Raw genomic sequence first — 23756 nt, 5'->3', positions numbered from 1 at the left:
GATCGGAAACCTGGTGCTTGATGGCGGAGTCGGGTTGTCGCGAATGCATGGTGACCTCGAAAGAGTGAGCGGGCAGGAAACGGGTCTCAGGTCAGACAACTGCGGTCGGGCCGCGCCGGTGGATTCAGCGCAGCGCCTGTACGGCACGCTGCAATCCGGCGAGCAAGCGCCTGTTGTCCTCGGGCTGGCCGAGGGTCATGCGGATGCAGGTTTCGTAGCCCGGCTCACGCCAGGCCTTGATGATCATGGCTTGCTCTAGCAGGCGGCGGTCGACCTCCAGGGCATTGACCCCGGTATCGATGAACAGGAAGTGGGTGCGCGAGGGCGCCACCTTGAATCCCGCAGCGCGGAGGGCCTCGATCATGGGCGCCCGCAGCTGTGCGGCAAAGGCACGGCTGCGGGCCACATGCTGCTGGTCGCCGAGGGCCGCGATGGCGGCCTGCTGGGCCAGCTGGTTGATGTTGTAGGGGGTGCGCACCCGGTCCAGGGCGGCCACCAGGCTGGCGTCGCTGGCAATCCCATAGCCCACTCGCAGCCCGGCCAGGCCATAGGCCTTGGAGAAGGTGCGCAGGACGATCCAGGGGCGCGGCTGGGCGCGTAACAGGCCCAGCACCTCGGGGAAATCCGGGTCGGCGCAGGCGAACTCGTAGTAGGCCTCATCGATCACCAGCAGGGTATCGCTGGCGGCTGCATCGATCAGCCGAGCCAGGGTCTGCTGATCGAAGATGGTGCCCAGGGGGTTGGACGGATTGCTGATCAGCAGCATCTTGCTCGGGGCGGCCAGGGCGCTGCGCCAGGCGCCGAGGTTGCAGGAAAAGTCCGGGTGTGGCGCGACCTTGGTCACTTGCGCCGCCATCATCAAGGGGAAGATTTCGTGCAGGCCGAAGCACGGCGCCTGGGTCACCACCCGATCACCCGGGTCGAGAAAGGCCAGGCACAGCAGCTCCAGCAGGTTCTCCGAACCGTTGCCGATGATTAGGTGGCCGGGGTCGGTGTCGAGCCGTTCCCCCAGGGCCCGGCGCAGCGCCAGGCAGGCCGGGTCGGGGTACAGGCCGAGCCGCTCGGGGCGGTAGTCGCGCAGCACTGCGAGGGCGGCGGGGGCGACGCCCAAGGGGTTCTCATTGTTGCTGAGCTTGAGCAACGGTTGCCCGGCGCAGCGTTGCGCCACTTGCTCCGGGTCCGCTCCGGGGTCGTACAGGGGCAGGGCTTGCACGCTGGCGCGCAGCAGCTTGAGGACGACGGCGGATCGGTCGAGGGTCATGTCGGTTCCTTGGCAGCATGCATGCCGCCTGCTTGGGTTTGGCTCGGATGACGCTGGGCCAGCAAGGCCTTGATCTGGCGCTCGAACGACAGCACCAGCAGCAGCGCGGTGACGGCGAGGCCGATGGCCAGGCCGACCCAGATGCCGAAGAGGCCGTTCGCCGCCAGCACGCCCAGGCCATAGGCGGCGGGCAGGCCCACCAGCCAGTAGCCGTACAGGGACAGACGAAAGGGCCCAGCGGTGTCGCCGAGGCCCCGCAGGATGCCGTTGCCGATGTTCTGCGCGGCATCGAAGAACTGCAGCACCGCGGCAATTAGCAGGCCGCTGGCGGTCAGGCTCAGCACTTGGTGGTTGGCGGCCTGTTCAGCGGAAATGAACAGCGCCACGATCTGCTGCGCGAACAGCAGGTAGAGCACCGCGAACAGCAGCATCAGCGCCGCGCCGGCCACCAGGCCCATGTGCCCCAGCTGGCGGGCACGGGCGTACTGGTTGGCGCCGAAGGCTTCGCTGATATGGATCGAGGCGGCGTGGGAGATCCCGGCCGAGAACATGAAGACGATGTAGATGATCTGGTTGAGCACCGTTTGCGCGGCCAGCGCCTCCATGCCCAGGGTACCGATCAGCAGGGTCAGTACGCTGAAGAAGCCGGCCTCCGAAGCGTAGGTGCCGGCAATCGGCAGGCCGAGCTTCCACACTGCGCCCAGGGTCGCCCAGGAGCAGCGCAGCTGCTTGAGGTCGAAGTACTGGGCGAGCTGGCGGTCCTTCAGCACCACCCCGAGAAACATCAGCAGCGACAGCAGGAACACCAGGCTGCTGGTCAGCGCCACGCCCTTGAAGCCCAGGGCCGGCAGGCCGAACTTGCCGAAGACCAGCCCGTAGTTCAGCCCGGCGGTGAGGGCGATCGACACCAGGGTAATGGCCAACAGCGGCCCGGGGCGTTTCAGGCCGACGGTGAAGTGCCGCAAGGTCTGGAACCACAGGCAGGGCAGCAGGCCGGGGGCGATGATGGCGAGGAACTGCACCGTGTCCCGGGCCACCTGCGGGTCCTGCCCGAGCCAGACCAGGGGCCGCTCCAGAAGCAGCAGTACGGCAATGAACAGCACGCCACTGAGGGTTGCCCAGAACAGCCCGGCCACCAGCAGTTGGCGGATCTGTTCATGATCCTGGCGCGCGTTGGCCTGGGCCACCAGGTTGCTGACGCCGGTCACCAGGCCGGTGCCGGTGGTGCGCAACTGGTTGAACAGGGCGATGGCCAGGCCGCCGGCGGCAATCTCCCGGGCACCCAGAGTGCCCAGGACCACGATGTCAATGGTGGTCAGGGCAACGTGGGCCAGGTTGGTCAGGATCAGCGGGCAGGCGAGCAGCAGCAGCGGAAGGAACTCCTGGCGCCACGGGGATTGGCTGCGGGATGTCGGGCTCACCATAGCTTGACCCTCTGCCCGCGATGCTTGGCCAGGGCCAGGTCCGCCAGGTATCGGCCCAGGGCCACGTCGGTGACCACCATGCCGCTGTTGTAGGCGAAGACAATGTCCCGTTCATGGCGGCGTGCCGGGGCATGGCCGAGGAGGATGTCCGGCAGTTGCGCGTCCACCTCCGGCAGGCTGCCGTCGGCGGCGGCAAGGTCGGCGCTGGTGACACGCATCTGCGCGCTGTCGGTGGCGATGCGGTAGTCGGCGCCATGCAGCACATCGGCATCGATGCCGTAGCCCACCAGCACCGCCACGGCACCGGGCTTGAGCCAGGCCCGCTTGACCTGGTGGCGGGCGGTCAGGCCGGCCACGCCGAGAATGATGTCGGCGTCCGCGGCGGCCCGCGGCAAGTCTTCGACCACCTCGACATCGCGCCCCGGGCAGTGGTGCCGGAGGTTTTCGCGTACCGCCTGCAGGCCGTCGGTGTAGTGCCCGTAGACCTGCAGGCGCTGCAGCCCGGGCAAGGCGGCCAGGAGCATCGGCAGGGCGATCTGCCCCTGCGCGCCGCTGCCCACCACCAGTGCCGTGCGGGCGTCGGGGCAGGCGGCCCGGGCCATCAGCGCCGAGGTCGCGCTGGTGCGCATCGGCCCCAGCTGGGCGACGTCCATCAGGGCGATGGGCTGGCCGCTGCGGTCGTCGCAGAGAAAAATGAAGGAGTGAAAGCGGTAGGCGTCGCGCTGGCGTTGCGGGTCATGCTCGTACACCACCTTGAAGCCCAGTGTCTGGCTGGCCCCATCGCGCCCTACCATGGAGTAGCTGATGGAGTGCTGGTCCGCCGGTTCGACGATGGTTTTCAGCGGGTTTTGCGAGTCGCCGTTGCGCAGGGCGACATAGGCCTGTTCCACCACCTTGAGCACGTCCTCGTGACGCACTCCCAGATCCTCCAGGTCGGCCTGTGCAAGCAACCACAGTTCGCCGGGCGCGGCGTATTGCGTTGAGCGGTTCATCCTGACTCCTTCTTGGCAAACAAAACCTCACGCCAGCCCGTCGAGCTTCCAGCGCAGGGAGGGGCCGTCGAGTTCGATGACGACCTTGTGCGGCAGCCGGGCTTCATGAAACGGCGACTCGTTGGAGTCCATCTGGTAGCCGGCGGTATTGAGGTAGACCAGCAGGTCGCCGGGGCGCACCGGGTGGTCGAAACGGATCTTGCGCCAGGTCAGCATGTCGGACTCCAGGCAGGTGGAGCCGCCGACACAGGCGACGAAGGGCGCGGCCGGACGGGGCTCGGCGGGCAGCAGCAGGGGGTCGGGCAGGAACTCGCTGTTGAACCACTGCTCCGAGAGGCTGAAGCTGCTGCCCTGCACGGTGATCAGGGCGTAGCCGTCATCCCGGTCCTTGACCCCCTGGACGCGAAAAACGCTGATCCCGGCCTGGTCGAGCAGCGCCCGGCCGGGCTCGATCATCAACTCGATGGCGTAACGCTCGGCCTTTTGCGCCAGGCTCATGGCCGCATCCACCGGGGTCGCGAGAATGTCCGCCAGGGCGTCGGCGGTGGCGCGTGGTGCACCGTAGGGATAGAAGCCGCTGAAGGTGCGAGCGCCGTGGTAATGACTGGGGTGATCCTGTTCGAGGAAGCGCGCCCAGGCCTGGGGATGGACGTATTGCACGGCAAAGCCGCCACCCAGGTTGAGACGCTTGCAATGCTCCAGGCCCGCCGCACGGGTGTTCACGCAGAGGTCGAGCAACTGGCTCGCGGTCTGGGCGCGCTGCTCGCTGGAATAGCCGCCGAGGTGAAAGGAAAACCCCGTCAGGCACAACCACCGAGGGTGCTCCCGGCACAGTGCAATGGCCTGCGCCGACTGTTGCGGATTCAGGCCGAAGCGGCTCTGTGGCTGGCTTTCGGGTAGATAGCGCAGCAGTAGCCGGGCCTGCTGCTCGCGGCGGCGCGCCAGGTGCAGCAGACGCTGCAATTCACTGGGCGAGTCGATGGCCAGCAGGCATTGGTGGCTCAGGCACAGTTCCAGCAGACGCTCGCTTTTCTCCGGACCGGAGACGCCGATGGCCCGGCCCGGCACGCCGCCGCCCAGGGCCTTTTCCAGCTCGCCGACGCTGGCCACATCGACGCCGATGCCCGCTTGGCAGCAGGCCTGGATCAGGCAGTCGGCCTTGTTGGCCTTTTTCGCAAACAGCAGCGAGCCCCTGGCCGGCGCCTGTTCGAAGGCGCGCTGGAACTGGCGGATGTTGTCGGTGAACACCTGCGGCAGCATCAGGTGCAAGGGCGAACCCAGGCCCTGCACCAGGCTGTGCAGCGTTTCCGGGTGCTGGCCCAGCAGGTCGTCGACGCGGGGGTGCCGCCGGCTGCTCAGGGGGGCGGACGGCTGGGGTGCGGTGGCGCGGGAAGGCTGTTGCATGACTGACGTTTTCATCCTTGGCAGAGTCGCTGACGTCGGCAGCCGGGTGCCGATGCGGTGTCAGGTCAGAATTCGAAGCGCGCCGAGAAGAAGACCTCGCGCTCGCGCCCCACTTCCAGGCCGCCCTGGTAGTAGGTGCTGGCGTAGTAGTAGGTATTGGTCAGGTTCTTGCCGTGGACCCGGTAGGTCACCGGCGTTCCGCCCAGCCGGGTGCGATAGCTGGCGCCGGCATCGAGCAGGGCGTAGCCGGGGATGTAGCCGCTGTTCTGGGCGTCCACCGGGCGGCTGCCGACCAGGCTCAGGGTGCTGTCCAGGGACAGGCCGGGAATGCGTTGCAACTGGTATTCGGCGCCGAAGGTGCCTTTCCATTTCGGCACGCCTTCGGTGCGGTTGCCGGCGACGCTGAGGTCGTCCACGTCTTCCAGGCGGGTTGCCAGGTAGGCCAGGTTGGCGTCAAGGGTCAGCGACTCGGTCGGCCGGTCCCTCAGGTTCAGCTCGATGCCGCGGTGGCGATACTGGCCCTTGCTGACGAAGGTGTTGCTGGTGTCCAGGTAGCTGGCGTTGCGGCGGATCTCGAAGAGCGCCAGGCCCAGGCTGAAGCGCGAGCTGAGTTGGGTCTTGAGCCCGACTTCGTATTGCTCGGACTCGATGGCATCGGTGGGCTGGTTCTTGTTGGTGGCATTCCAGGGCGCGTAGTCGCCTTTTTCCAGGCCGCGGGAATAGCTCAGGTAGGTCATCAAGCTTTCCTGCGGGCGGTAGATCAGGGCGGCGCTGGGAACGAAGACGTCATGGCTCTGGGGCAGGGCGCTGGCCGACAGGTGATCGGCGCGGTACCAGATGTAGCGCCCGCCGAGCAGCACCTGGAACTGCTCGTTGAGGGAAATCAGGTCGCTGGCGAAGACCGAGCTTTCCTTGATCCGCGAGACGAACTCGATGTCGTTCTCCGGGCCGAAATGATGCTTGGGCGGCTGCACCGGATGGAGGATGTTGCCCACCGAAACGTCACCAACGCTGATGCCGGGTGTGGCGCTGTTGATATCGTCCCAGGCCGGGCTGCGGTCCTTGAACTGCTTGTAGCCGGTGCCCAGGAACACATCGTGGTAGAAGGTGCCGGTGCTGAACTTGCCCGCCAGGTAGGACTGCAGCGACCAGGTGCTGAACACCTCGCCGCGGGAAACGTAGAGGTCGGCGGCGCCGATATCGCCATTGGGCTGGATGCTGAACAGGTCGTTGTAGCCGCCGTGGCGTTCGACCCGCGAGTAGTTGGCCTGGGTGATGGAGGTCCAGTTGTCGCTGAGGCTGTATTCGAACTTGGCGTCGAGGTTCTTGCCCTCGGTCTGGTGGCGGAACCATGAACCGGTGAGCAGGTCGCGGCGGTTGATTTTCGGCGGCCTGACGTAGCTCGAGGCATCCAGCGGGTTGGCGCGGTGGCTCTGGTCGGCCCGCAGCAGGGGATCGGCCACCGTGGATTTCCACGACCAGTCGCCGTTGAGTTGCAGCAGTGCGCGGTCGTTGAAGCGCCAGTCGGTGGCCAGGCCGATGAACTTGCGCTCCATGTCCCGGGCGTGATTGTAGTTGCCGTTCTTTTCGTAGCCGGCATTCAGGCGGTAGCCGAAGGCGCCGTCGGCGGTGGAGTTGCTGTTGTCGATGGCAATGTAGCGCCCGGTCAGGGACGAGCCCTGCAGCGTCAGGTTGAGCAGGGGGTCGAGGGTCGGGCGCTTGAGGATGTAGTTGATCGTGCCACCGGGGGAGTTGACCCCGTACAGGAACCCCGACGGGCCCTTGAGCACGTCGATGCGCTCGACGTTTTCCAGGGGCACGTCATGGTGCGGGGCCAGGGCCAGGCCTTCGCGGCGGATGGTGTTGAAGTTATCCATGGCAAAGCCGCGCAGGCGGAAGTTGTCGAAGCCGCTGCCGGCGGAAGCACTGAGGATCGAGGGGTCCAGGCTGAGCACATCGACGGCGGTACGCGCCGACAAGCCGGCGATGGTCTTGGCGTCGTAGCTCTGGATCACCAGGGGGATCTCCATGGCCGTCTTGGCGCCGAAGGCGCCGGCATTCACCTCGTAGGCATCGTTGAGGGGCGGGGCGAGGATATGGCTGGTGTCCAGGTTCAAGGGCTCGGCCTTGCGTTCTGCCCGGACTTCCTGCGCTGCGGCGGCAGGCAGGCTGCACCAGGCTGAAAAGACGCCGGCCAAGACCGTGAATGCACAACGCGGCGTTGATCCGTACAACTCGTTCATCTGTAGTCCCTTAACTCGACGGAACATGAAGTTCGCCGCTGCCCATTCTGCCTTGGCTCGTTGATGAGCCCTGTTCTGCCGAGGCCGAAAACCTTGCTGGCGCCCATTTCATGTGTGAGAATTATTCTCGAATGAAACATTATAACGTTTTTATTTTTCGTGCAAGGCTCTCCCCTGATGATCGTTCCAAAACTCTGGAACCTAGGGGCTGGCGGGAGTGCTGATAAGCCGTTTACCAAGCACTTTTCCTGGTTTTTGCGAGGCTGTTGGCGTTTTTGCCTGTATGAATCCGCTTGCTTTGACTAAGGTGCACCCATAGTTACCGGAGCGTGCTGCATGACCGCTGTTGATTTACCCGCCGTACCTCGTGTGCTGATTGCCGAGGCCGATCCCTGGTCCCGTGATCTGCTCAAGCAAGTGCTGCTCAACGTTCGCTGTGATGCGCGCCTGGATCTGTGTGCCGACGGTCAGGAAGCCCTGGAACTGTTGAGTGCCAAACCCTATGACCTGGTCATTGCCGACTGGGAGTTGCCGGGCATCGACGGCCTCGCCTTGCTGCGCTCCGTGCGCCAGCGCAAGCGCAACCCGTTGCAGCCATTCATTCTGCTCAGCGTGCGCAGCGACAGTGCCAGCGTGCGCGAGGCGTTGCCCCTGGCGCCTACCGCCTACCTGACCAAACCCTTGAACATGGAAGGCCTGACCCAGCGCCTGCAGGGACTGCTGCTGGATGCTGGCCAGGAAGTTTCCTGCGAGGTGCCGGCCCTGGCTCCGGGCATGACCCTGTGGACGTTTCTCGAGCGCCGCCGCGAGATCGCCGACGGCGCCCCGTTGCTGACCGACGTGCAATTGGCGGTCAAGCGCAGCCTCAACCTCGACGGACTGGACCTCAAGCTGCTGGAGGAGGAGATCCGTACCGATCCCCAGGTCACTGCAGTGCTGATCGCTGCGGCCAACAGCGCCGCGCAACACAATGGCGGAGGCGTGCAGACCCTGTCCCAGGCCCTGCATCGCCTGGGCACCGGACAGAGCATGAACCTGATCCTCGGCCTGGCCCTCAAGCGCAGTGCGCGCCTGAGCGATCCGGACCTGTCCGACTACGCCGAGCGTTATTGGGGGCTGTCACTGCACACGGCTGAATACGGTCGGACCCTGGCCCGCCTGCTGGACCTGGACCAGGAGCGCTGCTACTGCGCCGGCCTGTTGCACCGTCTGGGTGACCTGGCGCTGCTCAGGTGCCTGCAAGAGTGGAAGCAGGCCGGAGGCGAACTGGATGACCAGGAAGAGATCGGCGACGCCCTGGAGCGTTTTGGCGCCGCCTATGGCTCGGCCCTGCGTACCCGCTGGCGCATGCCCCTGGAGCTGCGTGAGCTGATCGCCTCGATCTACCAGTTGGGCGGTGGCGTCTATTCCCGCGAAGCCCTGGTGATGAACCTGGCGGCGCAGCTGGCGCGGCTGACCGAACATGAAGGGGTGGAGGAGATTGCGCGTTGCAAGAGCGCACGGCTGCTCAAAGTCGGCCTGCCGGAGCTGACCCGCCTGCGCAAAGGCTGATCCGCCGTAGGGGATGGCGGTCAGCCGCTGACGATGCGGTTCTTGCCTTGACGCTTGGCTTCGTACATTGCCGCGTCGGCGCGGGCAAACAGGCTGTCGAGGCTTTCGTCTTCGTGCTGCAGGCTGGTCAGGCCCTGGCTGACGGTGATGCTGAAGACCTGGCCCTGGTGGCTGAAGCTCTGGCGCTGAATCTCCCGCTGCAGACGCTCGGCCACCTGGCGTGCCATGTCCGCGGCGCAACCGGGAAACACGGCGGCAAACTCTTCCCCGCCGATGCGTCCGAACAGATCGCCCCGACGCAGTGCTGCACGTCCGCTCTCGGCAATGCGCTGCAGAACGATGTCACCTTCGGGGTGGCCATAGGTGTCGTTGATCACTTTGAAGTCATCGATATCCAGCAGCAGGAAGGCCAGGGGCGAGCCTTGCAGCCGCGCCTGCTCGAATTCGCGGTTGGCGCATTCGAAGAAGTGCCGGCGGTTGCTGCTCTGGGTCAGTACATCAGTGGTGGCCAGGCGTTGCAGCTCGGCCTCCAGCTGTTTCTTGTCGGTGATGTCTTCGGCAATGCCCACCACGATCAGGCGCTGGCCGGGCTCGGCATTGCGGTTGATGAAGCACTTGTCGCTGAGCCAGCGTACCTGGCCTTCGGCGTCGATGATGCGGTACTCGCGATCTTCCACCGCGCCTTTTTCCAGCACCTGGGCCAGGCTGCGCTCGGCGTATTCCAGGTCATCGGGATAGATGCTGTCGCGCCATTGGTTGCTGTCCGCCAATAGCAGGCCCGCGGGACGCCCGAAAATTCGCTCATAGGCCGGGCTGACATAGAGCACCTGGCGATGTTCCCAGTCATAGGCCCAAAGCACCGCGTTGACGCTGACCAGCAAGGAGCTGAACAGCTGCTCGCGCTCGGTCAGGCGAGCAACTTCGCCTTGGGCGTGCATCAGGGCCATCAGGGTGTGCGCGGCCTCGGGCCACTGGGGAAGGGAGGATGGAGTGTGTGGGTTCTTATTGACCATCGGCACAGATCTCAAAAGGTGTGCCGCGCCAAGTTCGACAGCGGCTACAACCAAGCCCGCCTGGGTGGCGAAGTGTTGCTTGAGATAGGGGATCGGACGCTAAGTTCCCGGCCGTGACGGCGATACTGCGAGCGCCCGCCGGACGGTCGGAACAGCCCCTCGCCAGCTTGTGGCGAGGGGCTTTGGCTCAGGCTGCGTTGGGGCGCAGGGAGTAGGTTTTCAGCTGATTGGCAAAGTCCCGCAGCGACTGGATACCGCTGGCCTCGGCCTCGTGGACCCAGTCCTTGATCGCCGCCAGCATGTCGTGGCCGTTGGCGCTGGTCTTGACCCAGATCTGCTGCAGGGCCAGGCGCTTCTCGTAGATCACTTTCAACGCCTGGCTGTGCTCCAGCATGTTCTGGATACGCAGGTGGTGACGGTCTTCCAGCAGGCTGGTTTCCCGGGACAGCAGGCGCTTGGCGCGGTGGAACTGGTGGCGCACCGAGTGATCGACCTTGGCCAGTTCCTGCTTCACCAGCGGGCCGATCACCAGCTTGCGGTACTGGGCCATGATCTGGAACCGGTTGTTGAGGATGGCCATGGCGGTGTCCATGTCCAGGTGCCCCTTGCCTTCGACCCGGTGGGCGATCGGCGCCACGCGCTGGACCTTGGCCAGACGCAGCAGGCTGAACAGCTTGATCCAGGCCCAGCCCATGTCGAACTCCCACTTCTTCACCGAGAGCTTGGCCGAGTTGGGATAGGTGTGATGGTTGTTGTGCAGCTCTTCGCCGCCGACGATGATGCCCCAGGGCACCAGGTTGGTGGCGGCGTCGCGGCATTCGAAGTTGCGGTAGCCGACGGCGTGGCCCAGGCCGTTGATGACGCCTGCGGCCCAGAACGGAATCCACATCATCTGGATCGCCCAGATGGTGATGCCGATGGTGCCGAACAGCAGCAGGTCGATGACCGCCATCAGCGCGATACCGCCCAGCTTGTAGCGGCTGTACAGGTTGCGTTCGATCCAGTCTTCCGGGCAGTTCTTGCCGTAGATGCGCAGGGTTTCCGGGTTCTTGGCCTCTTCGCGATACAGCTCCGCGCCCTTGCGCAGCACCGTGGACAAACCTTTGATCACTGGGCTGTGGGGGTCGTCGACGGTTTCGCACTTGGCGTGGTGCTTGCGGTGGATGGCGGTCCACTCGCGGGTGTTCTGCGCCGTGGTCAGCCACAGCCAGAAGCGGAAGAAGTGTTTCAGGCCGGCGTTGAGTTCCAGGGAACGGTGCGCGGAATAGCGATGCAGATAGACCGTGACCGCAACGATGGTCACGTGGGTCATCAACAGGGTGACTGCCACCAGTTGCCAGGCGGACAAGCCAAGTAAACCTTCATACCACATAGGCGATAAGGCCCTCGATAAAGAAAAAAACAGCTCTGGCATTATCACCAAGCCCACTGAGAAAACCAGTCGCCCTTTCAGATAAGAGTGGCGGAATGTTTCTTCCTCTATAATCCCAAACTTTTCGTGTGGAAATAGACGGGCTTATGTCGGTTTCTTATCGCAATGGTTTGCGTGCCGCGCTGCTTTACCTGCTGCTGTCATTGGTGTGGCTGCAGTTCAGTGGTTATTTATTGAGCAGTTTCTTCGATGAATTCGCCGACCAGGCCCACTGGCAGATGATCAGTGGTTACGCCTGGGCGGTGGTCAGCGCGGTGCTGATCTTCTTTGCCCGGGCCCGTTTGCTGCGGGTGCTGGGAGCCGACCGCTGGCTACGCCATCAGCAGAAGGACCGCGAACGCCTGCGCCAGGCAGCCGCAGTATTCGACTGCACCCGCGAGGGCGTGCTGGTGAGCGATACCCAGGGCCAGATCGTCCACGTCAATCGGGCCTTCATCGAGATCACCGGCTACCAGCGCGAAGAAGTGCTGGGTCGCCAGCCGAGCCTGTTCAAGTCCGGTCACCATTCACCGGACTTCTACAAGGCGATGTTCGACTCGCTGCAGAAAACCGGCGAATGGAGCGGCGAAATCTGGAATCGGCGCAAGAGCGGTGAGATCTACCCGCAATGGCAGAGCATTCGCGCGATCCGCGATGAGCAAGGCGAACTCACCCACTATGTCGCGGTGTTCTCCGACATCAGCGCGATCAAGGACTCCGAGCACGAACTGGCCCACCTGGCTCACCACGACCCCTTGACCGACCTGCCCAATCGCCTGTTGTTCACCGATCGCGCCGAACAGGCCCTGGCGTCGGCGCAGATCCACAAGCGCGGCTGCGCCATGCTGATGATCGACCTGGATCATTTCAAGATGATCAACGACAGCCTCGGCCACAACGTCGGCGACCAGTTGCTCAAGGCCGTGGCCGAGCGCTTGGGAAGCATGTTCGGCCCGGGCATGACCCTGGCGCGCCTGGGGGGCGACGAGTTCGCGGTGCTGGCGGAAAGCTGCCCGCAGCTGGTGCAGGCCGCAGCCTTGGCCCAGCGCATCATCGACGGCCTCAAGGAGCCCTTCCAACTGGGTGAGCAGCAGGTGGTGATCAACGCCAGCATCGGCATCAGCCTGTTCCCCAGTGATGCCCTGAGCGCCAGTCAGCTGCTGCGCAACGCCGATTCGGCGCTGTTCAAGGCCAAGAGTGCCGGGCGCAACGGTTATGCCCTGTACACCGAAGAACTCACCGCCCATGCCCAGCAACGGGTGGAGATTGCCTTCGAACTGCGCCGGGCCCTGGAGCAGCAGGAGCTGCGGGTCTACTACCAGCCCGTGCACGATCTCAAGAGCAGACGCCTGATCGGCGTCGAGGCCCTGGTGCGCTGGGAGCATCCCGAACGCGGGCTGGTGTCGCCGGCGGAGTTCATACCGATTGCCGAGCGCACCGGGATGATTGGCGAGATCGATGCCTGGGTCATGCAGCAGGCGTGTCGGCAGATGTGCCGGTGGCAGGCCGAGGGCGTGGTGCTGTCGTTTATCGCGGTGAATGTCTCGACGCGCCTGTTCGCTCGCAGCGAGCTGTACCAGCAGGTGGCCCAGGTGCTGCACGACACGGGCCTGGACCCGGCCTACCTGGAGCTGGAGGTTACCGAGAGCGCGGTCATGGACGATCCCGAGGTGGCCCTGGAGCAGATGCACCGCCTGCGTGAACTGGGCATTCGCCTGGCCATCGACGACTTCGGTACGGGTTATTCCTCCTTGCTGCGGCTCAAGCGCCTGCCGGTGCAGAAACTCAAGATCGACCAGGGGTTTGTCGCCGGCCTGCCGTTCGATGAAGACGATGCGGCGATCTCCCGGGTGATCATCGCCCTGGCCCAGAGCATGGGCATGCAGGTTCACGCCGAGGGCATCGAACAAGCGGAGCAGGCGCGGTTCCTGCTCGAGCACGGCTGCGACCTGGGTCAGGGCTACTGGTTCGGGAGGCCGATGCCCGCTGAGCAACTGGTCTGGAACAACGCTCCGCAGATTCGCTGATGACCGCCCTTGTAGCCGTTGCGGCGACGGTTGCAGGGGGGGCCTGGGGCGTAAGCCCGTGTCCCGCCAAATAATTTCTTCTGGTTATATAAACATTCTTAAATAGTATTTTTAAGAATATCCGCGCCTATCTACTATTGCTCCCACGCCGCAAGCAGTGCCGCCACTGCCAGGCACATCTCACTCAGGAGCAGCACCATGAGCGCATCTCTACGTAGCGTTGACGGCCAGGACGAAGCAACCATCTTGCGGGAAATTCAAAGCGCCCTGCGCGATCTGCGCTTCGGTGCGGTGGAAATCACCGTGCACAACGCCCAGGTCGTGCAGATCGAGCGCAAGGAAAAATTCCGCCTGCAACAGCCCGGCAACAAACCCAGCTAACTGCAGCACAGTTGAAGACCGCAGCACCCTCTCGTGATCGAGAGGCCCGACTGGATAACCGGAGGGCGTCATCCATGACCCCCAGCCTGAACCCCAGCGTTCGCCCGCGAATGCGGGACTGATTCGCCATAAGAAAAATGCCAGCACATTAAAAAATTTCGGGAGCTCCATCATGTCGTCGATTCGCCGTTATGCCCTGGCCGCCCTCGCCAGCGCCGTTTTTGCAGGTTCCGCCGTTGCCAAGGATTACGAGTTGCTCAACGTGTCCTACGACCCGACCCGCGAGCTGTACCAGGACTACAACGCCGAGTTCACCAGCTTCTGGAAAAAGCAGCATCCCGGCGACAACGTGAAGATCCAGCAGTCCCACGGTGGTTCCGGCAAACAGGGCCGGGCGGTGATCGACGGCCTGCGTGCCGACGTGGTGACCCTGGCCCTGGCCGGTGACATCGACGAAATTGCCAAGCTCGGCAAGACCCTGCCGGCGGACTGGCAGAAACGCCTGCCCGACGCCAGCACCCCCTACACCTCGACCATCGTGTTCCTGGTGCGCAAGGGCAACCCCAAAGGCATCAAGGACTGGGGCGACCTGATCAAGAAAGACGTCTCGGTGATCACCCCGAACCCGAAAACCTCCGGCGGTGCGCGCTGGAACTTCCTTGCCGCCTGGGCCTATGGACTGAAAGCCGGTGGCAGCGAAGCCCGTGCCCAGGAATATGTGAAGGAGCTGTTCAAGCACGTGCCTGTGCTGGACACCGGCGCCCGCGGCTCGACCATCACCTTCGTCAACAACGGTCAGGGCGACGTGTTGCTGGCCTGGGAAAACGAAGCCTTCCTGGCCCTCAAGGAAGACGGCGGCGCCGACAAGTTCGACATCGTCGTGCCTTCGCTGTCGATCCTTGCCGAGCCGCCGGTGGCGGTGGTGGACAAGAACGCCGAGAAGAAAGGCAACACCGAGATCGCCGAGGCCTACCTCAAGCACCTGTACAGCCCGGCCGGCCAGGAAATCGCCGCGAAGAACTTCTATCGTCCCCGGGACAAGGACGTAGCCGCCAAATATGCCCAGCAGTTCCCCAAACTGGACCTGGTGACTATCGACAAGGACTTCGGCGGCTGGAAAACTGCCCAACCGAAATTCTTCAATGACGGTGGTGTGTTCGACCAGATCTACACCGCGCAATAAACCCGAGCCTCCGTAGGAGCTGGCTTGCCAGCGAAGGCGCCCTGAAGGGCAATGCACGACTTGCAGGCCTTTCGCCGGCAAGCCGGTTCCTACCAGGTAGAGCCCGCATTCAGTTGCGGGTTTTGCGTATCGGTTCCGCTAACCAAGGACTCTTATGTCGCGTCGTATCTCCCCCGTCATACCCGGCTTCGGGCTGACGCTGGGCTACACCTTGGTGTACCTCAGCCTGATTGTGCTCATCCCCCTGGCGGCGATGTTCGTACATGCCGCGCAACTCACCTGGGAACAGTTCTGGGCGATCATTTCGGCGCCACGGGTGCTCGCCGCGCTCAAGCTGAGCTTCGGTACCGCGCTGTATGCGGCCATCATCAACGGCATCATCGGCACCCTGCTGGCCTGGGTCCTGGTGCGTTATACCTTCCCCGGCCGCAAGATCATCGATGCCATGATCGACCTGCCATTCGCCCTGCCCACCGCCGTGGCGGGCATCGCCCTGACCGCGCTCTACGCGCCCACCGGCCTGGTGGGGCAGTTCGCCACCGACCTGGGTTTCAAGATCGCCTACACGCCCCTGGGCATCACCCTGGCGCTGACTTTCGTCACCCTGCCATTCGTGGTGCGCACGGTGCAGCCGGTGCTGGCGGACATTCCCCGTGAAGTGGAAGAGGCCGCCGCCTGCCTGGGCGCCAAGCCCTGGCAGGTGTTCCGCCATATCCTGGTGCCGGCCCTGCTGCCGGCCTGGCTCACCGGTTTTGCCCTGGCCTTTGCCCGGGGCGTCGGCGAGTACGGTTCGGTGATCTTCATCGCCGGCAACATGCCGATGAAGACCGAAATCCTGCCCCTGCTGATCATGGTCAAGCTCGACCAGTACGATTACACCGGCGCCACTTCCATCGGCGTGCTGATGCTGGTGGTTTCCTTCATTCTGCTGCTGCTGATCAACCTGCTGCAGCGGCGCATCGAACGACCTTAAGGAGGCGCGACCATGTCCCAATCGTCCATTTCCGCTGCGTCCTCCGCCAACGCCGCCCGCCGTGGCAGCGCCACCTCGCGGCGCCTGCTGATCGGCCTCGGCTGGCTGATCTTCGCCCTGTTCCTGCTGCTGCCGCTGTTCATCGTGGTGTCCCAGGGCCTGAAGCTGGGCATCGGTGCGTTCTTTGAAGCGATCTTCGAGCCCGATGCCTTGTCGGCGCTGAAGCTCACGGTGATCGCGGTACTGATTTCCGTGCCCTTGAACCTGGTGTTCGGGGTCAGCGCGGCCTGGTGCGTGAGCAAGTACTCGTTCCGCGGCAAGAGCATCCTGGTGACCCTGATCGACCTGCCGTTCTCGGTGTCGCCGGTGATCGCCGGCCTGGTCTATGTGCTGATGTTCGGCGCCCAGGGGCTGTTCGGCCCGTGGCTTTCGGACCACGACATCCAGATCGTCTTCGCCTTGCCGGGCATCGTCCTGGCCACCATCTTCGTCACCGTGCCCTTCGTTGCCCGGGAACTGATCCCGCTGATGCAGGAGCAGGGCACCCAGGAAGAGGAGGCCGCCAGGTTGCTGGGGGCCAATGGCTGGCAGATGTTCTGGCACGTCACCGTGCCCAACATCAAATGGGGCCTGATCTACGGCGTGGTGCTCTGTACCGCCCGGGCCATGGGCGAGTTCGGTGCGGTATCGGTGGTGTCCGGGCACATCCGCGGGGTTACCAACACCTTGCCGCTGCACGTGGAAATCCTCTACAACGAGTACAACCACGTGGCCGCCTTCGCCGTCGCCAGCCTGTTGCTGATCCTTGCTCTGTTCATCCTGCTGCTCAAGCAGTGGAGCGAATCCCGAATCAACCGCCTGCGCGCCAGCGCCGCGGAGGAATAAGTCATGTCGATCGAAGTCCGTAACGTCAGCAAGAACTTCAACGCCTTCAAGGCACTGAACAGCATCAACCTGGATATCCACAGCGGCGAGCTGGTGGCGTTGCTCGGCCCGTCCGGCTGTGGCAAGACCACCCTGCTGCGGATCATCGCCGGCCTGGAAACCCCGGACGACGGCAGCATCGTGTTCCACGGCGAGGATGTTTCCGGCCACGACGTGCGTGATCGCAACGTCGGTTTCGTGTTCCAGCACTACGCCCTGTTCCGCCACATGAGCGTGTTCGACAACGTTGCCTTCGGCTTGCGCATGAAGCCCAAGAACCAGCGTCCCAGCGAGAGCAAGATCGCCGAGAAGGTCCATGAGCTGCTGAACATGGTGCAACTGGACTGGCTCTCCGATCGCTACCCGGAGCAATTGTCCGGCGGCCAGCGCCAGCGTATCGCCCTGGCCCGCGCCCTGGCGGTGGAGCCCAAGGTGCTGCTGCTGGACGAACCCTTCGGCGCCCTCGACGCCAAGGTGCGCAAGGAGCTGCGGCGCTGGCTGGCGCGGCTGCACGAAGACATCAACCTGACCTCGGTATTCGTCACCCATGACCAGGAAGAAGCCATGGAAGTGGCGGACCGCATCGTGGTGATGAACAAGGGCGTGATCGAGCAGATCGGCTCCCCAGGCGAGGTCTACGAGAACCCGGCCAGCGATTTCGTCTACCACTTCCTCGGCGACTCCAACCGCCTGCACCTGGGGGAGGACAACCACGTGCTGTTCCGTCCCCACGAAGTGTCGCTGTCGCGTTCGGAACTGGAAGACCACCACGCCGCCGAAGTACGCGACATCCGTCCCCTGGGTGCTACCACTCGGGTCACCCTCAGGGTTGAGGGCCAGAGCGAGCTGATCGAAGCCGAAGTGGTGAAGGACCACGACAGCCTGATCGGCCTGGCCCGTGGCGAGACCCTGTTCTTCAAGCCCAAGGTCTGGCAGAAACACTCCAGCCTCTGACTCCCGCCGGCATCACGGCTGCTGTAGGAGCTGGCTTGCCAGCGAAAGCGTCCTTCAGGCTTGCACCTGGCTCGAAGGCCCCTTCGCCGGCAAGCCGGCTCCTGCGGAGAGGATGTCGCGCATCGACGGTGGGTGATGGCGTTCGGCTATTGCTGCTAGCTCGATTCGATCTATGCCCCGTCCCCTGGCCAGAACATTCCTTATCTACGCTGGAAATGGTGCCAGGAGGGCGCAATTGAAGAGTCCATAAAGGACCGGCGTTCTGTCTCCTGGCCAGCCTGATGCCAAGGAGACAAGCATGAAAAAGGAAGTCTATCGGCCCGGTCCGAGGTTCGGTTGTGCACTATGCGGTGCCCTGCTCAGCCCTTTGGCCCTGGCGCTCGCGCCACCTGACCTGTCCTCGCGCATACCCTACGACGTAGCAGTGACCGCCCCACCCGCACCGACCCTGGAAAGCCTGCAGCGGGATTTTGACGTGCTGTCCTGGCAGACCTTCATCGCCCTCAACTGGCCGGCCCAGGAAGACGGCAGTCCCGGCACCGGACCCATCGGCAAGGAGGACGGTCCCACCGTCTGGGAAGGCTGGAAAGAGAGCTATCAGATCTTCCGGGCCAAGGGTGAGAAGCCCTTGGCCTGGGATGCCCCGGCGATTCTTCCCAAGCCCTGTGAGGGCCTCAAGTCCGGACGCCTGCTGCAACAGATGGGCAAGGTCGCGGGTGTCCTCGACGAGTTCATCCAGCCGTTCCAGAGCGGCCCGCTGGTGGATCAGAGCGGCACCTACACCCGCAATGAAATAGTGGTCAACCAGCCGATGTTCAACGATATCGTCGACAAGGGCCTGTACAGCGTCCAGGGCCAGCAGGCGTATTTCGCCGCCGGCCCGAGCAACCGCGTGGCCTTCAGTTGCAGCTCCAATCCTCACCAGAAGCTCGGCGCAATCATGGTCAAGGCCTCGTGGAAGGTGCTGGACGGCAACGACCAGCGCAGCCGCTTCCATTCGGTGGACGCCCTGGTCTATACCCCCGGCAACAGCGATCCGACCCACGGGCCCATCGTGGAAGAGTCGTGCAAGGCCGAGGCGGTGGGGCTGGTGGGCCTGCACATCGTGCACAAGACCGCGCTGGCGCCGCAGTGGGTCTGGTCGACCTTCGAACACGTGGACAACGTGCCGGAAAAAACCACCCCACCGGAGCAGCGCAAAGGTCCGTACCTGTTCTACAACGCTGCCAGCCCGGCCAAGGTCAATGAACCGCCGCCCCGGCCCTGGAATCCGGCGGTCAAGGCCACACCATCGCAGATCGTCCGCGATGTCCCGCTGACCGAGGCCGCCAAGGCACTGAACAGCACCTACCAGGCGCTGCTGCGCACGGCCAACCCTCAGAGTGTCTGGGCCAACTACCAGATGATCGACACCCAATGGCCCGCTGATCCGGCCCCCGACTGCGAGACGCCGTCGCCGACCAATCCCCTGGGCAGCCCGGCCCCGACCTTCCTTGCCAACGCCACCCTGGAAACCTTTATCCAGGGCACGGTGCCCCAGGCGTCCTCCAGTTGCATGGACTGCCACAACAACGCGACCACCCGGGTCACCCAGAACCCGCGCACCACCTTTGCCGACTTCACCTATCTGCTGGAGCGTGCCCAATCCACTGGCACCGCAGGGAGCAAACCATGAGCACCGAGCGTGAGAACTTCGTCGGCCTGTCCTCGGCGTTGCTGGGGATCGGCAAGGCCTTGCTGGCGCCGTCGATCGACCCCATCGACCTGCCCGGCCAGTTTCTGGCCTATATCCGCCCGAAGCTGACCGAGGCCCAACTCAATGACCTGCTGAGTCAGTACGCCAGCCTGGTGGCCGACCAGCAGAGCCCGGAACAGATCGCCCGGGCGCTGCTGATGAACAACGGCCAGCCGGCGGCCACACCTGCGGCCAAGGCTTGTCGTTCGATCATGAAGATGTGGCTGCTGGGGGTCTGGTATCAGCCCTATGACGCCGGCAGCTTCAAGGCCGGGCAGCAGTGGGTCGTGTCCGACCTGGCGTACCAGCAAAGCTGGGCCTGGAAGGCCGCCCAGGCCCATCCCATGGGCTACAGCCAGTTCCATTTCGGCTACTGGAACGAGACGCCGCCAAGCCTGGAGGCCTTTACCGGAGTCCCTGCCAAGGGGCAGCAAGGAGCTTCGTCATGAGCACAGAACAAGCGGATGTGGTGATAGTTGGCGCCGGCCTGGCAGGCAGCATCATCGCCTATCAACTGGGTCTGGCCGGGATCAAGGTCCTGGTGCTGGAGTCCGGGCCGAGCATTCCGGCCAATCGCACGCAATACATGGAGCGCTTCTACAACGCCACCCTGAAGACCCCGGAGTCGCCCTATCCTCCGGCCAGCAACCTGCAGCCGCAGCTTTATCCAGAGCTGCAGCCGGCCCAGCAGAATGCGCCACGGCCGACCATCGCCGACCTGATCAACGGCTGGCAGAACCCGCAGAGCAGCTACCTGGTGCAGAAAGGCCCGCTGGCCTTCACCAGCACCTATGAGCGCGTGGGCGGCGGCACCACCTGGCACTGGGTCGCCACCTGCCTGCGCATGCTGCCCAATGACTTTCGCCTCAAGTCGCTGTACGGCGTCGGGGTCGACTGGCCCATCGGCTATCAGGATCTGCAAAGCGCCTACTGCCGCGCCGAGGCGGAGATCGGCGTGGCGGCGGATGTGGGTGACCAGGACTACCTGGGCATGACCTTTCCCGAGGACTATCAATTCCCCATGCACAGCATTCCGCTGTCTTTGGTGGACGAGCGTTTCGTCAAGGCGCTCAAGGGCCATTCGTTCGCCGGCATGCCGCTGCTGGTGAGCCCGACGCCGGCCGGGCGCAACTCCGAGCCCTACGCCGGGCGCCGGGTCTGTGCGGGCAATACCAACTGCACGCCGATCTGCCCGATCCAGGCCAAGTACGACGCCACGGTGACCCTGAACAAGGCCTTGGAGACCGGCAATGTCCGGGTGCTGTACAAGAGCGTGGCGAGCAAGGTCCGGGTCGATGGCAAGTCCAGCATCAGCGGTATCGAGTTCATCCAGTACCAGTTGGGGGATGGTCCGCCCACCGCCAATGGCGTGGCCCTGGGGCAGCACTATGTGATCGCCGCCCACGCCATCGAGACCCCCAAGCTGTTGCTCAACTCAGCCTGTCCCGAGGCACCCAATGGCGTGGCCAACAGCAGTCTCCAGGTCGGACGCAGCCTGGCGGACCACCCCATCTACCTGGCCTGGGGGCTGATGCCGCCGGGGCAGACGGTGTTCCCTTATCGTGGGCCGGTGTCCACGGCGGGCATCGAGAGCCTGCGCGATGGGGCCTTTCGCAGCCGCCGAGCGGCCTGGCGCATCGAGATCGGCAATGAGGGCCTGAACTGGCCGATCGGCGATCCCTACACCACGGTGTGCGACCTGATCGACGGCCAGAACAACAGCCACACCAACCCGTTACCGGGGGACAAGCAGGATCCCCAGGCGTTGTTTGGAGCGGACCTGATCCGTGCCCTCAACGACCGCCTGATCCGCCAGTTCCGCATTGCCTTCCTGGTGGAACAGGTGGAGAAGGATCCGGATCACGCCGACTGCTACATCCTGCCTTCCACCGAGTACAAGGACCGCCTGGGCATCCCCCGTCCGGAGATTCACTACAACCTGTCGGACTACACCAAGGAGGGCTTCAAACAGGCCCGGCAGGCCGCCACCTACATCATCACCGAGCTGCTGGGGGCCACCGAACTCACCGATCTCAAACCGACACGGGAGAAGAACCCCGGGTTCTTCATCTACGATGAAGAGCCCTACAGCTTCCAGGGGGCCGGGCACCTGATGGGCACCTATCGCATGGGCACCGACCGCAAGTATTCGGTGGTGGACAAGCATCAGCGCAGTTGGGACCACCCCAATCTGTTCCTGGTGGGAGACGGGGTGTTTCCCAGCAGCGGCACTTCCAACCCTAGCCTGACCATCGCCGCGCTGTCGTTCCAGGCCGCCGATGTGCTCGCCAACGAGCTCAAGGCCAGTACGGTGACGGTCCAGGCCAATCAGCCCTGGCAAGGCACCGGGGTGCAGCTCAATGGGATCAGTGCGCAGCGGGTGCGCTACGTCAGCGGGCATTGGTCTGCCAGTCCGGCGGGGGGCATGGTGGACGGCCAGGGCAATCCGGCCTACATCGCCAAGTCCGGCTATACCTTGCCGGGGGCCAGCGAGGGGGCGCTGATCGGCCGCGTCGGGAGCACCGGCACGCCCTTTCTGATCGGCGATCTGGCGCAGATACCGGCGGGCCAGCGAGGAGAGTTGCAGTTGTGCATCAATGACGATCTGGACGGGCGTTACGGTGTCGGCCTGCAGGACAACCAGGGCGCACTGACGGTGCGAGTGGAGTTTGGCGGCTTGTGACCCATCCTGGCCGGGCGTGCAGTCGGCACGCCCGGCCAGGGACTTCAGATCATGGCTTTTTTCTGGCGCAGGGCCGCCGGGCCCGAACGCTGCTCGATGGCCTGTTTCAAGTCATGGCGCAGCCCCAGCAGGAACGCCAGTTCGGCCACCACGAACAGTGGGCCGACGATCAAGCCCGACAGATCATCGACAAACGCCGGTTTGCGGCCCTCGTAGTAATGGCCGATGAACTGAATCACCCAGCCGATCACGAACAGGCCCAGGCCACTGCTCAACCAGAGTCCGGTGCTTTGCGCTGCCAGCGCCTGCCCGGCCCACACCGACAAGCCCATCAGCACACTCATCAACACGCCCAGGCGCAACTCCAGGCGCAGGTAGAACACGGCCGAGGCCAGGGCCAGCAGCACGGCCGGTGACACCACCATCCCCGCCAGCGGCCACGCGGGCCGGGACAGCAGTACCGCCACTGCCACCACGATCATGGGAATGCCGATAAAGTGGCTGGCGATATTGCGCGGGTCGCGGTGGTAGGCGGCGTATTGACTGAGATGATCAACGAGGCTTTTCATTGTTGTTCCTCCGTTAGGGTGGCTGGATCATGCCCGGCCGCCGATCACGGCACTGTCAGCTAGGCGACAATCACACCGATGCCTTGAGGAAAAGACCTGTTCATGGACATGCAGCAGTGGCGTGAATGCCTGATGACCGGCCAGTGGTTCAGCCACTTGCCGGATTCCTTACAGAATAGTTTGCTCGCCGGTGCCCGCCTGCGCCGCTTGGCGCCGGGGCAATGCCTGTTCCTGCGGGGCGATCCGCCCTGTGGTTTGTACGCAGTGCTGGAGGGGACGGTACGGGTGGGAGCGGTCAGCGAACAGGGCAAGGAAGCCTTGCTCAGCCTGATGCAAGCGCCCCACTGGTTTGGCGAGATCTGCCTGTTCGACGGCCAGCCGCGAACCCACGATGCCTACGCCGAGGGTGCCTGCACCTTGCTCCAGGTGCCGCAGTCGACCTTGTTGCAACTGCTGGAGCAACAGCCGCAGTACTGGCGCCAGTTTGCCCTGTTGATGAGTCATAAACTGCGCCTGGCCTTTATCAACCTGGAGCAACTGAGCCTGATGCCGGCGCCGGCCCGTGTGGCCAGCCGCCTGCTGGCGATTGCTGCCGGCTACGGCGAAGTGGCCCAGCGCCGCAACCTGCTGCAACTGCCCCAGGAGCAACTGGCGCTGATGCTTTCGCTCTCGCGCCAGACCACCAACCAGATCCTCAAGGACCTGCAGAACCAGGGCATCCTGCGCCTGAGCTACGGCGAGATTGAAATCCTCGACACCGACCGCCTGCGCACCCTCGCCGGTCCCGCGTAGGGGCCCTCAAGACCGCTTTCGCCGGCAAGCCGGCTCCTACAAAGTCCCGCACGATTTCTCTGCCGACCGTAGGAGCTGGCTTGCCAGCGAAGGGGCCCTCAAGATCGCCTTCGCCGGCAAGCCGGCTCCTACAAAGTCCCACGCGATTTCGCTGCCGACCGTAGGAGCTGGCTTGCCAGCGAGGGGGCCCGCAAGATCGCCCTCGTCAGCAGTCAGCTCCTACGAACCACGATAGG

Annotated in this window: 19 protein-coding genes; 11 read left to right on the top strand and 8 right to left on the bottom strand. The window is 64.2% G+C overall.

Annotated features, from left to right (window positions below; translation table 11 throughout):
* Window positions 1–124: 124 nt before the first annotated feature.
* The 5 genes from BLX41_RS14205 to BLX41_RS14185 all read right to left on the bottom strand — a co-directional run bounded on the left by BLX41_RS14205 (window position 125) and on the right by BLX41_RS14185 (window position 7324).
* Entirely contained in the window at window positions 125–1261 is a 1137-nt protein-coding gene (locus tag BLX41_RS14205; RefSeq protein ID WP_123725399.1) for an aminotransferase class I/II-fold pyridoxal phosphate-dependent enzyme, read from the bottom strand.
* On the bottom strand, window positions 1258–2682 hold the full coding sequence (locus BLX41_RS14200) for an MATE family efflux transporter (RefSeq protein WP_221179210.1): 1425 nt from the start codon (window positions 2680–2682) through the stop codon (window positions 1258–1260). The genes BLX41_RS14205 and BLX41_RS14200 overlap by 4 nt, the downstream gene beginning before the upstream one ends.
* Complete coding sequence (locus tag BLX41_RS14195) at window positions 2679–3677, bottom strand: ornithine cyclodeaminase (RefSeq protein ID WP_123725397.1); 999 nt, start codon at window positions 3675–3677, stop codon at window positions 2679–2681. The genes BLX41_RS14200 and BLX41_RS14195 overlap by 4 nt, the downstream gene beginning before the upstream one ends.
* A gap of 27 nt (window positions 3678–3704) precedes the next feature.
* The gene (locus BLX41_RS14190) at window positions 3705–5081 is read right to left on the bottom strand and encodes an alanine racemase (protein WP_123725396.1); all 1377 of its coding nucleotides are present in this window, start codon (window positions 5079–5081) and stop codon (window positions 3705–3707) included.
* A 65-nt stretch (window positions 5082–5146) separates the two neighbouring features.
* Complete coding sequence (locus BLX41_RS14185) at window positions 5147–7324, bottom strand: TonB-dependent receptor (protein ID WP_185073555.1); 2178 nt, start codon at window positions 7322–7324, stop codon at window positions 5147–5149.
* 336 nt (window positions 7325–7660) lie between these two features.
* Here BLX41_RS14185 and BLX41_RS14180 point away from each other — a divergent pair, with 336 nt between their 5' ends.
* On the top strand, window positions 7661–8875 hold the full coding sequence (locus BLX41_RS14180) for a response regulator (RefSeq protein WP_123725394.1): 1215 nt from the start codon (window positions 7661–7663) through the stop codon (window positions 8873–8875).
* 20 nt (window positions 8876–8895) lie between these two features.
* Here the strand turns inward: BLX41_RS14180 and BLX41_RS14175 are convergent, their stop codons facing one another.
* Together BLX41_RS14175 and desA are read right to left on the bottom strand one after the other, a co-directional pair.
* Window positions 8896–9888: a GGDEF domain-containing protein gene (locus BLX41_RS14175; protein ID WP_123725393.1), complete on the bottom strand. Its 993-nt coding sequence runs from the start codon at window positions 9886–9888 to the stop codon at window positions 8896–8898.
* Window positions 9889–10075: 187 nt separating this feature from the next.
* Window positions 10076–11260, bottom strand: coding sequence for a delta-9 fatty acid desaturase DesA (gene desA, locus BLX41_RS14170; protein WP_123725392.1), 1185 nt, complete (start codon window positions 11258–11260; stop codon window positions 10076–10078).
* Between the two features lie 146 nt (window positions 11261–11406).
* On the opposite strand from desA, the gene dibA reads away from it, so the two are divergent.
* From dibA to BLX41_RS14125, 9 genes are all read left to right on the top strand, one after another.
* Window positions 11407–13326 (top strand): phosphodiesterase DibA, encoded by a 1920-nt coding sequence (dibA, locus tag BLX41_RS14165; RefSeq protein ID WP_123725391.1) that lies wholly within the window; start codon window positions 11407–11409, stop codon window positions 13324–13326.
* A gap of 198 nt (window positions 13327–13524) precedes the next feature.
* Window positions 13525–13707, top strand: a complete 183-nt coding sequence (gene oscA / locus BLX41_RS14160; protein WP_022643503.1) for a sulfur starvation response protein OscA — start codon at window positions 13525–13527, stop codon at window positions 13705–13707.
* Between the two features lie 172 nt (window positions 13708–13879).
* Window positions 13880–14890: a sulfate ABC transporter substrate-binding protein gene (locus BLX41_RS14155; protein WP_123725390.1), complete on the top strand. Its 1011-nt coding sequence runs from the start codon at window positions 13880–13882 to the stop codon at window positions 14888–14890.
* 154 nt (window positions 14891–15044) lie between these two features.
* Window positions 15045–15863: a sulfate ABC transporter permease subunit CysT gene (gene cysT, locus BLX41_RS14150; RefSeq protein WP_123725389.1), complete on the top strand. Its 819-nt coding sequence runs from the start codon at window positions 15045–15047 to the stop codon at window positions 15861–15863.
* 12 nt (window positions 15864–15875) lie between these two features.
* Window positions 15876–16748 (top strand): sulfate ABC transporter permease subunit CysW, encoded by an 873-nt coding sequence (gene cysW / locus BLX41_RS14145; RefSeq protein ID WP_123725388.1) that lies wholly within the window; start codon window positions 15876–15878, stop codon window positions 16746–16748.
* A 3-nt stretch (window positions 16749–16751) separates the two neighbouring features.
* Window positions 16752–17741: a sulfate/molybdate ABC transporter ATP-binding protein gene (locus tag BLX41_RS14140; RefSeq protein WP_123725387.1), complete on the top strand. Its 990-nt coding sequence runs from the start codon at window positions 16752–16754 to the stop codon at window positions 17739–17741.
* A 298-nt stretch (window positions 17742–18039) separates the two neighbouring features.
* Complete coding sequence (locus tag BLX41_RS14135) at window positions 18040–19416, top strand: cytochrome C (RefSeq protein ID WP_123725386.1); 1377 nt, start codon at window positions 18040–18042, stop codon at window positions 19414–19416.
* The gene (locus BLX41_RS14130; RefSeq protein WP_123725385.1) at window positions 19413–19925 is read left to right on the top strand and encodes a sorbitol dehydrogenase; all 513 of its coding nucleotides are present in this window, start codon (window positions 19413–19415) and stop codon (window positions 19923–19925) included. The genes BLX41_RS14135 and BLX41_RS14130 overlap by 4 nt, the downstream gene beginning before the upstream one ends.
* On the top strand, window positions 19922–22159 hold the full coding sequence (locus BLX41_RS14125; protein ID WP_123725384.1) for a GMC family oxidoreductase: 2238 nt from the start codon (window positions 19922–19924) through the stop codon (window positions 22157–22159). The genes BLX41_RS14130 and BLX41_RS14125 overlap by 4 nt, the downstream gene beginning before the upstream one ends.
* Window positions 22160–22203: 44 nt before the next feature.
* Here BLX41_RS14125 and BLX41_RS14120 read toward each other — a convergent pair whose 3' ends face one another.
* Window positions 22204–22728: an Mpo1 family 2-hydroxy fatty acid dioxygenase gene (locus BLX41_RS14120; protein ID WP_123725383.1), complete on the bottom strand. Its 525-nt coding sequence runs from the start codon at window positions 22726–22728 to the stop codon at window positions 22204–22206.
* A 102-nt stretch (window positions 22729–22830) separates the two neighbouring features.
* Between BLX41_RS14120 and BLX41_RS14115 the strand changes: the two genes are divergently transcribed.
* Entirely contained in the window at window positions 22831–23520 is a 690-nt protein-coding gene (locus tag BLX41_RS14115; protein WP_123725382.1) for a Crp/Fnr family transcriptional regulator, read from the top strand.
* Window positions 23521–23756 lie beyond the last annotated feature (236 nt).

The sequence above is a fragment of the Pseudomonas protegens genome (genome assembly GCF_003732485.1).
Classification (GTDB): Bacteria; Pseudomonadota; Gammaproteobacteria; order Pseudomonadales; family Pseudomonadaceae; genus Aquipseudomonas; species Aquipseudomonas protegens_B.
This window is presented reverse-complemented; position numbering and strand designations above follow the sequence as displayed.

What these genes read in the sequence shown, in the direction of transcription:
- oscA (WP_022643503.1), top strand. Translation starts at nt 13,525, where the DNA reads ATGAGCGCATCTCTACGTAGCGTTGACGGCCAGGACGAAGCAACCATC.
- BLX41_RS14130 (WP_123725385.1), top strand. Translation starts at nt 19,413, where the DNA reads ATGAGCACCGAGCGTGAGAACTTCGTCGGCCTGTCCTCGGCGTTGCTG.
- BLX41_RS14185 (WP_185073555.1), bottom strand. Translation starts at nt 7,324, where the DNA reads ATGAACGAGTTGTACGGATCAACGCCGCGTTGTGCATTCACGGTCTTG.
- cysW (WP_123725388.1), top strand. Translation starts at nt 15,876, where the DNA reads ATGTCCCAATCGTCCATTTCCGCTGCGTCCTCCGCCAACGCCGCCCGC.
- BLX41_RS14135 (WP_123725386.1), top strand. Translation starts at nt 18,040, where the DNA reads ATGAAAAAGGAAGTCTATCGGCCCGGTCCGAGGTTCGGTTGTGCACTA.
- BLX41_RS14120 (WP_123725383.1), bottom strand. Translation starts at nt 22,728, where the DNA reads ATGAAAAGCCTCGTTGATCATCTCAGTCAATACGCCGCCTACCACCGC.
- cysT (WP_123725389.1), top strand. Translation starts at nt 15,045, where the DNA reads ATGTCGCGTCGTATCTCCCCCGTCATACCCGGCTTCGGGCTGACGCTG.
- BLX41_RS14195 (WP_123725397.1), bottom strand. Translation starts at nt 3,677, where the DNA reads ATGAACCGCTCAACGCAATACGCCGCGCCCGGCGAACTGTGGTTGCTT.
- BLX41_RS14190 (WP_123725396.1), bottom strand. Translation starts at nt 5,081, where the DNA reads ATGCAACAGCCTTCCCGCGCCACCGCACCCCAGCCGTCCGCCCCCCTG.
- BLX41_RS14125 (WP_123725384.1), top strand. Translation starts at nt 19,922, where the DNA reads ATGAGCACAGAACAAGCGGATGTGGTGATAGTTGGCGCCGGCCTGGCA.
- BLX41_RS14180 (WP_123725394.1), top strand. Translation starts at nt 7,661, where the DNA reads ATGACCGCTGTTGATTTACCCGCCGTACCTCGTGTGCTGATTGCCGAG.
- BLX41_RS14115 (WP_123725382.1), top strand. Translation starts at nt 22,831, where the DNA reads ATGGACATGCAGCAGTGGCGTGAATGCCTGATGACCGGCCAGTGGTTC.
- desA (WP_123725392.1), bottom strand. Translation starts at nt 11,260, where the DNA reads ATGTGGTATGAAGGTTTACTTGGCTTGTCCGCCTGGCAACTGGTGGCA.
- BLX41_RS14205 (WP_123725399.1), bottom strand. Translation starts at nt 1,261, where the DNA reads ATGACCCTCGACCGATCCGCCGTCGTCCTCAAGCTGCTGCGCGCCAGC.
- BLX41_RS14140 (WP_123725387.1), top strand. Translation starts at nt 16,752, where the DNA reads ATGTCGATCGAAGTCCGTAACGTCAGCAAGAACTTCAACGCCTTCAAG.
- BLX41_RS14155 (WP_123725390.1), top strand. Translation starts at nt 13,880, where the DNA reads ATGTCGTCGATTCGCCGTTATGCCCTGGCCGCCCTCGCCAGCGCCGTT.
- dibA (WP_123725391.1), top strand. Translation starts at nt 11,407, where the DNA reads ATGTCGGTTTCTTATCGCAATGGTTTGCGTGCCGCGCTGCTTTACCTG.
- BLX41_RS14175 (WP_123725393.1), bottom strand. Translation starts at nt 9,888, where the DNA reads ATGGTCAATAAGAACCCACACACTCCATCCTCCCTTCCCCAGTGGCCC.